This window comes from Streptomyces sp. NPDC001156 (genome assembly GCF_053598275.1).
The window spans coordinates 1-14951 of sequence record NZ_JBSFJX010000195.1 but is presented as its reverse complement, the minus strand read 5'-3'; the positions used below and the strand labels follow the sequence as shown (position 1 = coordinate 14951).

Here is a 14951-nt window from a genome sequence, read left to right as displayed (position 1 = left end):
CCAACGCCCACTGGCGAAGCGTCATCGGGTGTATCCCGAGACGCTTCGCAGCCTTGGACATGCGCAGCAACTCCATGCATACAACCATACATGCACAACACTACGGATAACTAATGAAGTTGGCGAGCCTGTTCATGTTCCCCCCGTTGTCCAGGCAACCCGCAGCCTATCGCCGCCGCCGGACCCGTCCGTGGCCCCGGCTGCGGCTGGCGGTCGGCGTGAGAATGACATGGTCTTTCGTCACTAAAGTCAGCAACGGGTGAGCATCACCCGTCAACGCCAACGACCAGGTCGCCGCGCCTGCGCCACTGACGCTCAGATGACGAAGTTCAACTGACACTCCCCCGCAGACCATCAGAGTGGGACGTGGAGCCGGACGCCGTGCGCCTCGCGACTCCGGCGGAGCGCCTGAGCGCAGCGACGGCGTACGCCAACGCGCGCAGCCGGCGCGAGGTTCCTTGAAGCAGTGGATCCGGGGACCCTGCAGCGGTGCGTATGGCATGACGTAGTGTGCGGGCCCATGGCCTTGTGGAGCTTGACGAGATGGAGAAGGCCGCGGGCAGAGCGCCGGTACCCCGACCCGCTCACGATGCACCAGCTGTGGATGGTGTCGCTGAGCGCGCCGGTCAACTGGGACCGGGACGCCTCGCGGACCACCCTGTACCCGTTCACCCGGATCGACGACGACGCGGCCAGGCAGTGGCTGGCCGGCCATTGGGAGATCACCTCGCGTGAGAAGCTGATCGGCCGACTCGACGCGCTGGCGCGCACCGGCTACCGGGCGCGGGTCCACCGGCTCCTCGGCGTCGCGCCGCTGGCCTGGGACGCGGCCCTGTACGTCGACATCACCCGCCGCGGCTTCGGCAGCAAGATGATCAGCGAGGCCGAGGCCTGGACCGCGCTGAAGAACATCGTGCCGACGGTCGTGAGGACGTACGCCTCCTGGCACGAGTACGCCGACCACTACCTGCTCGGGCGCAAGGTCTGGCGGGACGGGCTGCAGGGCCGGTCGGAGGCGGACCTTCCCGCCCCGCATGCCGTTGCCGAGGCACATCTGCGCGCGCTGCTCGACCCGGCGAACCGGGCCAGCCCCTGGAACCTGGCACCGTGGGACGCCATCAGCAACCCCGACCACGCGCGCTGACTCCGTACGCGAGAACGGGTCCATGACTCTGTTCCGCGACAACGGCATCGTGCCGCGCACCCAGAAGCTGGATGAGGCGGACCGGATCATCACGCTGCTCACGTAGGTGCACGGACGTGTACCCGCCGTGGCCCGCGGAACGCGCCGGACCAAGTCGACGTTCGGGGACCGGCTGGAACGGACGCCCAGTTCTTCGCTGGCGGTCGGCGTGAGAATGACATGGTCTTTCGTCACTAAAGTCAGCAACGGGTGAGCATCACCCGTCAACGCCAACGACCAAGTCGCCGCGCCTGCGCCACTGACGCTCAGATGACGAAGTTCAACTGACACTCCACCGCAGACCATCACGTGGGCGCCACGAGCAGCAGGCACGTTCTCGCCCTGGCTGTCAGTTGCTCTGTCGGGCTGGAGACGCCGGCAGCCATTGCGCGAAACCTCTGCGCGCACGTGAGAGGCTCCCACCGCACTGTGCGGGCGGCCGCGCCAGCCGTCGACCGCAGCACCACCCGTGCCTCGAACACGTCCAGTTCGGCTCCGCCGGCGGGCGTGTCGGGGCTGTCCCAGATGTGCACGACGACCGCGCCGGGTGGCCGTGACGCGGGGGAACCCGCTGCACCTTCCCCCTTCCGCCTCCACCGGTCGAAGGCGCGGCCGGCCTTGTCCTTGCTCGATGGCTCAGGCGGGCGCAGCTGTCGTTGAGGGGCCAAGACGCTCAAGGCGGACCACACTGCGGCCGGGGCGGGCCCGGCCCGTGTCACCGCCCCACACCCCGCCGCTTCCGCCGCCGCGGCGCGACGGCCTTCGACCGCCGGACACGACAGTCGGTCGCCGTGCCTATCTTCCGGCCGAGGTCGGCGCCGCGGCTGGGGGCCGGGGGTTGTAGTGCTCATTGGCGTCGGCCACCCGGGGCGCCTGCTCCACGCAGAGCGTAGGGGGCGACCCCGAGCAGCCGGGAACCTGCTGAGGTGGCCCAACTGGTGTCGCGCCAGCAACCAGCGCATCCCCGAGCGCGGTGCGCCGGTACAGCACCGAGCGACCGGATCGGGCGCGTACCAGCAGACCGGTCGTGCGCAGCACGGCGAGGTGGTCACCCACCGCGCCAGGGGCCATCGCGAGGCTGCGGGCGAGCTGGCTGGTGCTGGCCGGCGCGCCCAACTCCACCAGCAGGCGTGCCCGGGAGCGTCCGAGCAGGGCCTCGAGCGCCGCCAGCGCGTCGGCATCGGGTGTCGCCCGCTCCCAGAGGGTGGAGGTCCCACGCGCCAGGTAGATCAGGGCCTTTGGCCATGGCTCCTCGTGGAAGGCCGCCACGCCAGGCCAGATCAGCACCGAAGGCACCAGCAGCAACCCCTCCCCCGCGAGACTCACGTCCTCGTGCGTGGCACGCAGAGGCATCGCCAGGTGCTGGCCCTGCCAGACCAGCCCTCCTTCAAGGCCCTCGATCGCCTCTTTCCAGCCGCGCTCGCCGATCACGCCTACCCGGTGCACGATGTCGCGTTCGCAGACTGCCCGCAGCTGCGGCCAGTCCGGGGCGAGCAGCTCGTTCCAGGCGCGGTCCAGCGCGTCGGCGACCACGTCCACGACCCGGTCGAACTCCAGCAGCTCACGGACCCGTGGATCACGAACCGGTTGCTCGCGCAGCACGGCGTCGATCTCCGCCCGCGCCACAGCCGCCGGCGTGGCCCGGATCGCCGCGAGATCATCGGCCCAGCTCTGGGTGAGTCCACGCGGCGGCGGGGCAACGAAGTTGGCACCGGCCCCGCTGGTATGCAGAGCCAGTACCGCGTCCAGCGATGTCTCGCGGCGCAGCCGCGCAAAGCCCGGGGCCAGTCGCGCCGCCCAGTGGGCCGGCAGCGCCGCGTCCCGGCCGCTCAGACGGCGCAGCAGCCCACACAGCTCGAAGGCCGGCGAGAGCGCGAACCGGCTGCGCAGCAGGTCCTCGGCGGTGGCGGTGAAGCGGAGCACACCTCCAGCGTAGACGGCTCGGGCATGACCTTACGTCCTCGGGCGAATCTCTCGCTCAATGCCCGCGTTTCCATGACGCTGCTGCGCATGACCACCGCATCCCCTGCGCCCGCGGCCACGACGCCGCGTACGACCTACCGCCAGGTGCTCGCCGAGCCGCGCTTCCGGCTGCTCTTCCTGACCCGGACGGTGGGTGTGACCGCAGACTCGCTGCGCATCGCCACCTACTCCGCGCTGGTTTTCGCGGGTACCGGTTCCGCGGTACTCAGCGCGCTGGCCTTCGGTGCGGGATTCCTGCCGCAGCTCTTCGGCTCGCTGCTGCTCGGCTCACTGGCCGACCGGCTCCCGCCCCGGGCACTGATCGCCGCCGGCTACCTACTGGAGGGCGTGGCGGCGGCCCTGCTCGCCCTGGTGCGGATGCCGATCGCGGCGGGCCTCGCCGTTGTCTCCGCGGTTGCCCTGGCGACCCCGGCGTTCAGCGGCGCCTCCGGGCAGCTTGTCGCCCGCTGGCTGAACGGCGACGCCTACGTGCTGGGACGCTCGCTCAACAACATGGCCTCCAGCGGCGCGCAGCTCTTCGGCCTGATGCTCGGCGGCGCCGTCGTCGCAGCGCTAGGCCCCCGCGCGGCATTGGCAGTGGGGGCCGCGATGCACCTGCTCTGCGCGGTAGCGGTCCGACTGCAGCTGCCACGACTCGCGGCAAAACCAACAGCGGGAAAAAGCGCGGCAGGCGGTGCGATGCGCGACAGCCTCCGTGGCACGGTCGCACTCCTGCGCCACCGCCCGGTCCGACGACTGCTGTTCGCGCAGTGGCTCCCGAGCGCGTTCATCGCCGGAGCCGAGGGGCTGATCATCGCCTACGCCGGCAGTCACGACTTTGCTCCCGGCTCCTACGCCGTGCTGATGGCCTGCCTACCGGTCGGCATGCTGCTGGGCGACCTCATCGTAGGACGGTGGCTACGCCCAACCACACGGGAACGCATAGTGATCCCGCTCATCGCCCTGATGGGCCTGCCGCTGATCGGCTTCGCCGGCAACCCGGGCCGCCCACTCTCCGCCGCACTGCTCCTGCTCGCCGGCTGCGGCTTCGCCTACGGCCTCGGTCTGCAACGCGAGTTCCTGACCGCCCTCCCCGAACAGGGCCAGGGCCAGGCGTTCGGCCTACTGGGCTCCGGCAACATGACACTGCAGGGCCTCGGCCCAATCTGCATGGGCGCATTCGCCGCCGTGAGCGGCACCGGCGACGCGATGGCCCTGGCCGGGATCGGTGCGCTGCTGACCGCAGCATGGATCTTCAGCTGGCGGCCCACCAAGCCCACCACAACCCAAACCGGCTGAACCCAACCTGCTCGCCAATATCGGCCCTCACCCGGACCACCGTCCAAGGGCACCGCGTGCGGTAGGCGCGAGTGTCAGCATGAAGCCGCAGGTGGGAGCTTCCAACGGGCTTCTTGAAGGGGGGTGGATGCCGATGCCGGCGCCCTGGTAACCGGCGTCGGCCAGAGTGGGAAGCCCGTCGGCACCGCCTTGTACAGGGCCGGCACGTTCGCTCCGAAAGCCTTGGGTTTGCCGCAGTACCAGGTGTCCACCTCCCGGCCGTCAGCGCTCAGATGGGTGCCGGCCACGCGGTCGGACTCGATCAGCGTGCCGTCCAGCACCAGATGCCTCCTGCCCTCGCGGTGGCAGCGGTCGAGCACGTCGTGCAGTTCGGGTGCCTGCTCGGCGAGGACGTCGACGCCTCGTACAGGTAGCGGGAGCCGGTGGGCCGCGAGACGCCCGCGTCGCGGGCCAGGCAGTGCACACAGGACTCGTCGCCAAACCAGCGCAGTTACCAGCACCGCCTGCCAAACGGGCCCAGGGCGCGCGATCGGCGCCGGGGTGCCGATGCGGCGGCGGTGTGCGGCGAGCAGCCTCTCCACGACAGGGCACAGGACGTCGAGCACGGCAGCACAGGTGAGCAACGGGCAGCCCTTGGTTGTCCCGGACGTGATCTTCGCAGACCTGTCCTCCCTGAGGCTTCACACCTACCAACGCCAGGCCTTTCCCTACGGCCAAGCCGGCGGTACTTCTGGGGCAGGGCTCAGTCCTGTGGGCAGATGACGAAGAGGGGGCGAGCGAGTCGGCGGGGCTGGTCGCCGATCTCGTCGAGCGCGGTGCGGATCTCGCGGAGGTGCCCGGTGGTCATCTGCAGTGGGGGTTCGTGGGGTTGGTAGGTGGTACGGACCGGATAGTCCACGCACGGTTCGGTAGTCATCTCGATGTGGCAGCCCAGGACGTGGGTGACCGGCCTATGTCCGCAGAGGTCGATCAGGCGGTCGATGGTCCGGGCGAAAGCGGACCAGTCCTGGACGTAGAGCCGGCCGGGGTAGACCGTGTCGCCGGTGAGCAGGAACCCGGTCCACGGGTCATAGAACGTCACGGCTGCCTCGTGGTGCCCGGGGGTGGCCAGGCACTCGAGCCTGCGCCCTCCCAGATCGACCCCCGCCACGGCGGCGGGGTTCTCGTCGAATCCGAAATACTTCCAGGCGTTGGCCAGGTCGGCGCTCACTACCGTGGTGTCGGGGCGGTCGGTGAACTGGCCGTCGCCCGCGATGTGGTCGTCGTGGGCGTGGGTGTGCAGTACCAGCAGGTGATACCCCCGCCGGGGGTGACGGGCCAGCCAGCCGTCGACGAGCTCGTCCACCACCTGACGCAAGGGGAAGAACTCGGCGGACGCGGTGGCTCCGGTGTCGATCAGCACCGCCCGTGTATTGCCGAACAGCAGGAACAGGAACGGCGCTTCGTAGTCGATCGCCATGTTCTGCCGCAGGATGACCGTGTGCTCGTCGTACGCGTAGACCTGGACATCCGGGTCAGTGTTGTGCTTGGACGACGGTGAGCCGTGAATCCAGCGGACATCCAACGCGCGAGGCTGGGGAGCCGGGCTGTCGAAATCGATGAAGGATGTGCCTGCAGTCATGACGCCTCCACAGCGCGTCGTCTTGGCAGGCCAGGTACGGCGCACATCTCGTCCGGGACGGGCACCTACGAGCCTTTGCCGCGACGCTACCACGAGACTGATCCACGCCTTGCCGCCCGGTGAATCAGCAAAGCCGCCAGCCCCCATCCCGCCCGGCATCATCCGCCCCGGCAACAACCCCGACACAGGGGCTGCTCGAACAGCAGCAACGCCACGCTCTTCAGCACACGCCCCCGCAATGCAGTGGATCTCGTCACCGCCACTCCCGCAGACGACTGCTGCAGCCGACCACCACGTCCTCGACTCCCCGGCAGGGATACTGCTCACCAGCACTGGCGCGACCGGCACTGACAGCCAGGTAGCGCGCCCCGGTGACGAGCAGGTCCTCAGCCGGGAACCTGGTGATCACCTCGCAGCCGTCCCGGGGTCACACCACCAGGACCTCAAGCGGCGACGTGGTCGGTCAGCCAGCTGAGCAGTGGTCTGAGTTCTTCGTGTGCGGCCAACACCTGATCGAAGGCCTCCGACGTCTGCGACCATTCGTCACAGCCGAGGTGTCGCACGGCACGTAGCGATCGATGGCGCAACAATGCTGCTCGAGGATGGTCGGCAGGGTACTCCCGGGGCCCACGCTTCAGAATGTCCCCGGTGATCTCGAACCCTTTGCAGCGTAGTTCCGCCAACACATCGCCCAATACGGAGCCGCTTCCCTCAGCGGCGACCGCCGCCCTGAACCTACTGATCTGATCGGAGTCGGCGTACCACCACGCACCCTGAATGTGCAGGCCGTCCAGATTGAAGCGCAACCCCACCTCGATGTTCCGGGCGATGCGCGCCACAGCGGACTGGTTCTGCCACCACCACGGCGTCTTCCCATACCGCCACACCGAATGGTCCTCAAACGCGGGATCCGCCCACGCCAAGTCATGGAGCAGCGAGACCATCGGTTGTCGCACGAGACGTTCGCGTTCCTTGCGAATCTCGCGCATCACCTCTTGCGACGGCTCACCATCGAGACGCAACAAAATATCGAACGCCGATTCGTCCCAACCGGTGAACTTCCTCGACATACACGTCAACTCCTACCCTATGATCTTTCAATACCGCGGGATTGTTGCAACGCCGGTTCGGAGCGACCCGGTCGGGCCGATCACGGCCAGTCAGGGCGGGTCAGGGACTGTCTCCGCGCCAGTCGAACCTGTGCCTGTCCCTCGACCTCGGGGCGTAGAGGGCGCGGCCGCCAGGGCCATACCGGCCTATCTCCGTGGTCAAGGCGACGCCTTCGTTCAGCTCGTGGTCGGGCCGGCCTGTGATGTCCAGGAGCAGGCCGTCCAGCGGGCCGCCCACCAGCTCCACATACATGCGTCCCTGTCGCGGCCCGGCGTCCTCGTGGTCGGCCCCGTAGACCCGGCCCCGCATGAACTCCAGCTCATCCATGCCTCACAGGGTCGCAGCCGCCACCGACAGCCTGCGTGACCAGACCGCGGGAGAAGCGTTGACCATGGCATCGCGCATGACTATCCGTCCTGTGGGGCTCGGAAAGTCGTCGCTGCAGGTAAGGCTGTGTATCTGTACTCGTTGATGACGCCGCCAAGGACGCGCGTGCGCATGGGTTTGCGCGTGTGGAGGTTGTGTACGGTGGCGGGCTGCTCGTGGGCGCTGGGCGGTGGCCGGTTCCGGGCCCGGTGGGGGCCGTGTTCGTTGTAGTGCTGCTGGTAGGCGGCCAGGATCTGCCGGGCGTGAGCCTCGTTGATGATGAGGACGTGGTCGAAAGCCGCGCGCCGAATGCTGCCGATGACCCTCTCGCAGGGGGCGTTCATCCGGGAAGCTCGCGGCGCATTCTTGAGGGGGTCTCCCTCTCTTCGGCCTGGAAAACGGCGTCGAAGGCAGCGCCGTACGTGTCGTCCCGATCCCGTAGCAGAAAGCGCAAGGATTCCATGCGCGCGCCCAGGTCGGTTGCCGCGTTCCGGGCCTGCCGCACGGCCCAGTCTCGGGTGGGGTGGGCGGTGATGTGCAGGCGCCGGGTGCCATGTTCGAGGAACGCCAGCGCGTACAGCCGCCGGCCGAGCACGGTGTCGATGTGGAAGAAGTCGACCACGAGGATCCCGTGGGCCTGGTTCGTGAGGAACTCCCACCGCGTCGGGCCTGTGCGGCGCGGGGCTGGCTGCTGCCCGCGGCGTGGAGGATCTCGCACACCGTGGCTGCGGCGATGGGGTGGCTGTGCCGGGCCGGCTCGCCCTGGATGCGCCTCTGACCCCACCTTGCGTTTTCCCGAGCCAGTCGCAGGATCAAATTCTTGAGTGCCGCCTTGGTCGGCGGTCGCCCGGTACGAGCACGCCGCGTGCTGCAGTCCCACCTCGCCGCGATGAACCTGCGGCGCGGCCCTGCAGCCGAAGCGCACACGCCCTGAACTCCAAAAGATCGTCAGAGGAACTCTCTGGACAGACGATCCAGGAGCAGTAAATTTCCTAATAGGCAATTGCCGCCGTCATTTTCTCAACGTGCTGGTTGCCCAGCCCGCGTGATGGCCCACGTCCTTCCCGCATCGCCAGTGACGGAAGGAGGTGAACACATGAGCGACATCGAGCAAGAGCCTCCCGCACCCGAGGAGACCGAGACCACCGCCGAAACAGCAGAGGCAGCGACACCCGAAACCCCCGTGACCGAGGAAGCCGAAGCCCCCGCCGAGGAAGCAGAGGAAACCCCCGCAACCGAGGAAGCCGAGACCCCCGCCGAAGAAGCAGAGGAAACCCCCGCAACCGAGGAAGCCGAGACCCCCGCCGAAGAAGCAGAGGAGCCTCCTGCTGGTTCACCCTGATCCCACGCCCGCCGTGGCCCCGCCCAGCAGGACGGGGCCGCCGTCTGCCCACCGGTCAGACGGTCACGCCGAGGCCGCTGACCTCGCTCGGCAGGCTTGTGCCATGCGAGGGCGTGGACGAGGTGACGGCCTTGCCATTGCCGGGGGATTACGTCTCCGCGGCGACGGTCCTCTCCACAGGCGGGGTCATCGCCCTCTTCAGATACGACGGTGTCGTCTCGCGCTGTGCAGGGCGTCGGGTCAGACAGCGCAGCGCGAGACGCTGTACACGGGTGGCCGCAAGTATGAGGACGCCGATGCGGTAGGGCCGCTCGGGCGGGCGGCTGTCTGCGGCGACGGTCCGGTCCACGAATCCCCAGTGGGTCCGCTCGCGGATCAGCACGGGCTCGCACGTCCGCGTGCACCGGGTACCGCAACAGCGGTGACCGGTGCGCCGGGCCCGGGATCGCTCCTGCTCCCAGCGGCCGGGCTGCCGGGCTGTCGGGCTGCCGGGCGAAGGACTGCAGCCCGAGTGCGGGCGCCGTGGGAGGTGGCGTGATCGCACCGCCCGCGAGGAGGCCCGCCGAGCCCGGATCGCCGCCCTGCGCGACGAACTGGACGACGTGGCGGGCGAATCGGCGCAGCTGGAGGCCGAGGGGGACCGGGTGGCCGATCGGCGCCGCGTCCTGGACGCTGAACTGGCCTCCGTCCCCGACGACGCCGCCCTGCGCGACGCCCACGCGCGCGCTCGCCGCGGCCGACGCCGGCCGCGCCCCGGGCACCGGACGCTCGCTGAGCGTCCGGCTGGAGGCGGTGGACGCCGTCTTGCGTCGCTCCGGCGCCGCACCCGACGGACTGGCCACCGCCGTCACCGCCCTCACCGGGCCCGTCGCCCGGCTCGCCGACGTCCGCGAACAAGAGGCGAACGCGTGGCGTGAGGCCTGCGCGCCACTCGCCGGCCTGCGCCCCGAACTGACCTCCTGGGCCAACCAAGTGCGCGACGGCCTGGTACGGCGCCTCGCCCGCACTCCGCACGGGACCTGCTCACCTCCACCGCCACAGCCCTGCACGAACTGCACGCCCACCCGCCTGCGTCCCTCGCCGCCTTCGCGACCCGCACCCTCGGCGACGCCCACGCCCTCGACGATGGCACGCCGCTCGCCACCCTCGTCCTCTCCGGCGTCCGTGCCCTGACCGACTTCCCGGACGGCACCGGCGCCGAGTGGCGCCGCGAGGCGTGGGCCTCGGCCGGACTCCTCAAGGACGCCCTCTCCTCCACCGTGCTCACCCTGGGCCTCACCGGCACCCCCGCCCTGGACGCTCTCGCCCAGACTGGCGAACCGGAAGTCCTGACCCTGCGCCAGCTCACCCGCACCCCGCCGCGCACAGCCCCGACCGCGATGTACGTGTGCGAGAACCCCACCGTCCTGGCCACCGCCGCCGACACCCACGGCCCCGCCTGCCCGCCCCTGGTGTGCCTCCAAGGCCAGCCCTCGGCCGCCGCCCTCACGCTGCTCCGCCACCTGCACGCCCACGGCACCACGCTGCGCTACCACGGCGACTTCGACTGGGGCGGCCTGGGCATCGCCGCCGCCCTGCTGCACCGCGTCCCCTGGCAGCCCTGGCGCTACACGGCCGCCGACTACCGCACCGCTGCCGCCGCCACTCCCCTGGCCCCGCCCCTGACCGGCGCCCCCACCACCGCCCCCTGGGACCCGGACCTGCGCCCCGCCCTGACGGAACTCGGCGTACGCGTTGAAGAAGAGATGGTCCTGGACCTGCTGCTCGGCGACCTCACCTGCTGACAGCGGTACGCCCAAACGACTTCAGTCGGGTGCACTGCGTGTTCTCGTAGCGATGCGCTCTGTGGTGCGCGACCATACGGACGCCGACACGGGCTCGATCATCGGCGTCGGGCGTGAGGAAGGGTTCTCGCTGGCTGCCGGCCTCGCCTTCACTGCCGCGGGTCTGGTCAGGCGTTTCCAGCCGGCGGGCGCCATGGCGCGCCACGAGTGCAGGTCGCAGCGACACCAGCAAAGCCACCAACGTCTAGAGCAAGCGGCCAGCAGAAGGAAACATCGAGACAGAAAGAAGGACGGACGTGTCCCGCAGCGAAAGCGAGAACCCAGTAATCTCCTCCCCGGCCGCCACGCCGACCCGACCCAAGACGAATCGGGACTGGTGGCCGAATCAGCTGGACCTTCAGGTTCTCCATCAGCACTGTCCCCGGTCCAATCCGATCGGCGAGGACTTCAACTACGCCGAAGAATTCGCCACCCTCGACCTCGACGCGCTCAAACAGGACATCTTCGCGGTGATGACGGCGTCGCAGGACTGGTGGCCTGCCGACTACGGCCACTACGGGCCGCTCTTCATTCGGATGAGTTGGCATGCCGCGGGAACGTACCGCGTCGCCGATGGCCGGGGCGGTGGCGGCACGGGCGCTCAGCGATTTGCCCCCCTCAACAGTTGGCCGGACAATGCGAGCCTCGACAAGGCGCGCCGTTTGCTCTGGCCGGTCAAGCAGAAGTACGGCCGGAAAATCTCCTGGGCCGACCTTCTGATCTTCACCGGCAACTGTGCCATGGAATCGATGGGGTTCAAGACCTTCGGGTTCGGCTTCGGGCGAGAGGACATCTGGGAGCCCGAGGAAATCTTCTGGGGGCCCGAGGATACATGGCTCGGAGATGAGCGTTACAGCGGCGACAGGGAACTCGCCGGTCCTTTCGGTGCCGTGCAGATGGGACTGATCTACGTCAATCCGGAGGGGCCCAACGGTAACCCGGATCCGATGGCTGCCGCCAGGGACATTCGCGAGACATTCGGGCGTATGGCGATGAATGACGAGGAGACGCTTGCGCTCATCGTCGGCGGCCATACGTTCGGCAAGTGTCATGGCGCGGTCGATGCCCAGTACATCGGCCCGGAGCCCGAGGCCAGCCCCATGGAGCAGCAAGGCCTCGGCTGGAGGAACACCTACGGCAGCGGCAAGGGCGCCGACGCGCTGACCAGTGGGCTTGAGGGCGCATGGACCACCGAGCCGACGAAGTGGGACAACGGATACCTGGACAACTTGTTCAGGTACGACTGGGAGCTGACGACGAGCCCCGCCGGTGCGAAGCAGTGGACTCCCACGGATCCGGCGGCCAAGAGCACTGTGCCTGATGCTCATGATCCGTCGAAGAGGCACGCTCCCATGATGCTGACGACGGACCTCGCGCTGAAGGTCGATCCGGTCTATGCGCCCATCGCGAAGCACTTCCACGAGAACCCGGACGAACTCGCGGTCGCGTTCAGCAAGGCGTGGTACAAACTGCTGCACCGCGACATGGGACCCCGCTCGCGTTACCTCGGCCCGTGGGTTCCCGAGCCTCAGCTATGGCAGGATCCCGTCCCCGAGGTCGATCATGAACTGGTCGCGGACGAGGACATCGCCACTCTCAAGGCCAGGATCCTCGCCTCGGGACTGTCCATCTCCCAGCTGGTCACCACCGCCTGGGCGTCGGCGGCGAGCTTCCGCGCCACCGACAAACGCGGCGGGGCCAACGGGGCACGGATTCGGCTCGAGCCGCAACGGGGTTGGGAAGTCAACGACCTGCCCGAGGTGACCGAGGTGGTGCGGACCCTCGAGCAGATCCGGCTGGACTTCAACGGCTCGCAGGCCGGCGGAACGAAGGTCTCGCTCGCTGACTTGATCGTCCTGGGCGGGTGTGCGGCCGTCGAGCAAGCCGGGAAGAACGCCGGGCACGCCATCACGGTCCCGTTCGCACCGGGGCGCACCGACGCCTCGCAGGAGCAGACCGACGTGGAGTCGTTCGCCGTGCTCGAACCCAGGGCCGACGGGTTCCGCAACTACCTCCGCGCGGGAGAGAAGCTGTCGCCGGAGACTCTCCTGCTGGACCGCGCCAACCTGCTGACACTGACCGCTCCCGAGATGACGGTTCTGATCGGCGGCATGCGGGCCCTGAACACCGGCTTCCAGCGATCCCCCCACGGCCTCTTCACCGACCGGCCGGAAACACTGACCAACGACTTCTTCGTCAACCTCCTCGACATGGGCACGGAGTGGAAGGCATCGGCCTCTGCTGACAATGTGTTCGATGGCCGGGATCGCGCCACAGGCGAGGTCAAGTGGACCGCCACCGCCGTCGATCTCATCTTCGGTTCACACTCCCAGCTCCGAGCCATCTCGGAGGTCTACGCATCTCAAGACGCGGGAGAGAAGTTCGTGCGTGACTTCGTGACAGCGTGGGACAAGGTGATGAACCTCGATCGGTTCGATCTCGCCTGAGCCCGAATATCCCAGTCGGCCACACACCTGATTCATGACGCTCCCAGATCTGAGCCCTGAGACTCCGTGTTGTCGGGGTCGGACCAGATGTCGGGCGGTACGACGCCGACGGTCCGCCCGTGGGGGGTGAGTTCCGAAGTACAGGTCTACGTCAGGGCGGTGGGCCTGGAAGTCGGTGGCGGGGGTGGGTGGTTCGGCGTGGTTCGGGGGTAGTTGCCGCCGAGCCTGGTGGGGCCGGTGCCTGTTGTAGTGCCGGATGTACTCGGCCAGGGCCACTCGGGCGTGGGCCTCGTTGTAGATCAAGATCCGGTCGAGGATCTCGCGGCGTAGGGTGCCCACGGCTCGCTCGCAGATCGCGTTCGCTCTCGGTGCTCGGGACGGGCTGAGCAGGATCTCCACGTCGTCGGCCTGGAAGACGGCGTCGAAGGCGTCGGTGTACTTGCTGTCCCGGTCCCGCAGGAGGAAGCGCAGCAAGTCCATGCGGCACCCCAGCGCCATGCCGAGGTTCCTGGCCTGCTGGACCCTCCACTCGGCGGTGGGGTGGGCGGTGACACCGGCGAGATGGAGGCTCCGGATGTCGTGCACGATGAAGACCAGGGCGTACACGCGCTTGAGCGCCACGGCGTCGAGGTGCAGGAAATCGGCGGCAATGATGCCGTGCGCCTGGACGGTGAGGAACTGACGCCAGGTTGGGCCGGAGCGCTGTGGGGCGGGATCGATGCCGGCGGCGTGCAGAATCTGCCAGACCGAGGACGGGGCGATCGGGTAACCAAGGCAGGCGAGCTCGCCTTGCATGCGCCGGTGGCCCCAGGCGCCGTTCTCCCGCGCCAGACGCAGGATCAGCTGCTTGACGGTGGATGCGGTGGACGGCCGGCCCGGGCGGCGGTGCCGGGGGAATGTCCACGTCCCGGCGACCAGTCGCCGGTGCCAGGCCAGCAACGTCGCGGGCGTGACCGCGAAGGCCTGGCGCCACCGCGCGCGGGACCAGCCGGGAGAGCACGGCGAGCCAGATGCGGTCAGCGGGCTCACAGCGGACCCGGGCGATCTGAAAGCAGCACCGCGTTCTCGTGCCGCAGCGCCAACACCTCCGCATCCTTAGCCACGCGGCTACGCAGGATGCCCGTCGGCACCGTGATCAGATTTCGGACCAGCGCGGTGACGATGGACAACAGCATCGAAGAATCATCCCAGGCGCCGTGGAGACCGTCGCCCCGCGCGAAGAAGCTGCAGGCCAGATCCGGAATCGTATTTCCGAGCGGGACACGATCGTCGAGCGGTTCGTCGCCGACCGGGACACCGGCCTCGACCGACTGTCGGGCCTGCGCCAGATCGGTGTCGACGAGATCTCCTACCGCAAGAGGCAGAAGTGCATGACCGTGGTCCTCGACCATCACACCCGGCAGGTGGTGTGGATGGCCGACGGCCACGGCCGCGCAGTCCTGGAGGCGTTCTTCGCCAAACTCGGCCCAAAGCGGAGCGCGAAGCTGACACACGTATCCGCCGACGGCGCTCAGTGGATCGCCGACACTGCCGCCGCGCATGCCCCACGGGCGCTACGCGCCATGGATCCGTTCCACGTCGTCGCCTGGGCCACCGAAGCGCTGGACGCTGAGCGCCGCGCGGCGCGGAACCGGGCCCGCCCCCAGGCGCGGGATGCCGCCACCGCCAGGGCGTTGAAGGACTCCCGCTTCGCGCTGTGGAAGAACCGTTCCTAGTCAGTGAGCAGGAGTGAGTCTTGTACCCAGTCCTGGTCAACTGGCGCATCCCGAACGGTGGTGGATGCACTGGTCTCCCGCGT

General features: G+C 68.7%; 15 protein-coding genes, 3 pseudogenes and 1 riboswitch. Of the genes and pseudogenes, 7 read left to right on the top strand and 11 right to left on the bottom strand.

Translation table 11 applies throughout. The features are described from left to right. Positions 1-76 (bottom strand): helix-turn-helix domain-containing protein (locus ACWDA7_RS42290; protein WP_450612096.1); only part of this gene is annotated, 76 nt, incomplete at its 3' end. A gap of 513 nt (positions 77-589) precedes the next feature. Between ACWDA7_RS42290 and ACWDA7_RS42285 the strand changes: the two genes are divergently transcribed. Both ACWDA7_RS42285 and recO read left to right on the top strand, forming a co-directional pair. Next, the gene (locus ACWDA7_RS42285; protein WP_450612094.1) at positions 590-1144 is read left to right on the top strand and encodes a DUF1266 domain-containing protein; all 555 of its coding nucleotides are present in this window, start codon (positions 590-592) and stop codon (positions 1142-1144) included. 22 nt (positions 1145-1166) lie between these two features. Beyond that, a pseudogene (gene recO / locus ACWDA7_RS42280) lies at positions 1167-1322 on the top strand (DNA repair protein RecO); the annotation flags it as partial. Between the two features lie 656 nt (positions 1323-1978). On the opposite strand, the gene ACWDA7_RS42275 reads toward recO, so the two are convergent. Next, positions 1979-3106 (bottom strand): winged helix-turn-helix domain-containing protein, encoded by a 1128-nt coding sequence (locus ACWDA7_RS42275; RefSeq protein WP_450612092.1) that lies wholly within the window; start codon positions 3104-3106, stop codon positions 1979-1981. Positions 3107-3193: 87 nt separating this feature from the next. Here ACWDA7_RS42275 and ACWDA7_RS42270 point away from each other — a divergent pair, with 87 nt between their 5' ends. Further along, a complete protein-coding gene (locus ACWDA7_RS42270) occupies positions 3194-4444 on the top strand; it encodes an MFS transporter (RefSeq protein ID WP_450612090.1) in 1251 nt (416 codons plus the stop codon). Positions 4445-4518: 74 nt separating this feature from the next. On the opposite strand, the gene ACWDA7_RS42265 is transcribed toward ACWDA7_RS42270, so the two are convergent. From ACWDA7_RS42265 to ACWDA7_RS42240, 6 genes are all read right to left on the bottom strand, one after another. Beyond that, the gene (locus ACWDA7_RS42265) at positions 4519-4764 is read right to left on the bottom strand and encodes a hypothetical protein (RefSeq protein WP_450612088.1); all 246 of its coding nucleotides are present in this window, start codon (positions 4762-4764) and stop codon (positions 4519-4521) included. A gap of 422 nt (positions 4765-5186) precedes the next feature. After that, a complete protein-coding gene (locus tag ACWDA7_RS42260; RefSeq protein ID WP_450612087.1) occupies positions 5187-6065 on the bottom strand; it encodes an MBL fold metallo-hydrolase in 879 nt (292 codons plus the stop codon). 11 nt (positions 6066-6076) lie between these two features. Further along, positions 6077-6144: riboswitch (guanidine-III (ykkC-III) riboswitch) on the bottom strand. Between the two features lie 364 nt (positions 6145-6508). Beyond that, on the bottom strand, positions 6509-7135 hold the full coding sequence (locus ACWDA7_RS42255) for a DUF2461 family protein (protein WP_450612085.1): 627 nt from the start codon (positions 7133-7135) through the stop codon (positions 6509-6511). Between the two features lie 100 nt (positions 7136-7235). Next, a complete protein-coding gene (locus tag ACWDA7_RS42250; RefSeq protein ID WP_450612083.1) occupies positions 7236-7502 on the bottom strand; it encodes a hypothetical protein in 267 nt (88 codons plus the stop codon). 80 nt (positions 7503-7582) lie between these two features. Then, positions 7583-7885, bottom strand: a complete 303-nt coding sequence (locus tag ACWDA7_RS42245) for an integrase core domain-containing protein (RefSeq protein WP_450612081.1) — start codon at positions 7883-7885, stop codon at positions 7583-7585. Further along, positions 7882-8163 carry a hypothetical protein gene (locus ACWDA7_RS42240; RefSeq protein ID WP_450612079.1) on the bottom strand — a complete coding sequence of 94 codons (282 nt, stop codon included), beginning with the start codon at positions 8161-8163 and terminating at the stop codon, positions 7882-7884. Before ACWDA7_RS42240 ends, ACWDA7_RS42245 begins: the two co-directional genes overlap by 4 nt. A 474-nt stretch (positions 8164-8637) precedes the next feature. On the opposite strand from ACWDA7_RS42240, the gene ACWDA7_RS42235 reads away from it, so the two are divergent. Beyond that, the gene (locus tag ACWDA7_RS42235; protein WP_450612077.1) at positions 8638-8883 is read left to right on the top strand and encodes a hypothetical protein; all 246 of its coding nucleotides are present in this window, start codon (positions 8638-8640) and stop codon (positions 8881-8883) included. Positions 8884-9031: 148 nt separating this feature from the next. Here ACWDA7_RS42235 and ACWDA7_RS42230 read toward each other — a convergent pair whose 3' ends face one another. Beyond that, positions 9032-9265, bottom strand: a complete 234-nt coding sequence (locus ACWDA7_RS42230; RefSeq protein ID WP_450612097.1) for a hypothetical protein — start codon at positions 9263-9265, stop codon at positions 9032-9034. A gap of 140 nt (positions 9266-9405) precedes the next feature. Between ACWDA7_RS42230 and ACWDA7_RS42225 the strand changes: the two are divergent. Both ACWDA7_RS42225 and katG read left to right on the top strand, forming a co-directional pair. Next, positions 9406-10667, top strand: a pseudogene (locus tag ACWDA7_RS42225) (TIGR02679 family protein). A gap of 296 nt (positions 10668-10963) precedes the next feature. Further along, positions 10964-13153, top strand: a complete 2190-nt coding sequence (gene katG / locus ACWDA7_RS42220) for a catalase/peroxidase HPI (protein WP_450612075.1) — start codon at positions 10964-10966, stop codon at positions 13151-13153. A 264-nt stretch (positions 13154-13417) separates the two neighbouring features. On the opposite strand, the pseudogene ACWDA7_RS42215 reads toward katG, so the two are convergent. Both ACWDA7_RS42215 and ACWDA7_RS42210 read right to left on the bottom strand, forming a co-directional pair. Then, positions 13418-13633, bottom strand: a pseudogene (locus ACWDA7_RS42215) (integrase core domain-containing protein); the annotation flags it as partial. 545 nt (positions 13634-14178) lie between these two features. Then, entirely contained in the window at positions 14179-14328 is a 150-nt protein-coding gene (locus ACWDA7_RS42210) for a hypothetical protein (RefSeq protein ID WP_450612073.1), read from the bottom strand. A gap of 21 nt (positions 14329-14349) precedes the next feature. Between ACWDA7_RS42210 and ACWDA7_RS42205 the strand changes: the two genes are divergently transcribed. Continuing rightward, entirely contained in the window at positions 14350-14868 is a 519-nt protein-coding gene (locus tag ACWDA7_RS42205; protein WP_450612071.1) for an ISL3 family transposase, read from the top strand. The last annotated feature ends 83 nt before the right edge of the window (positions 14869-14951 follow it).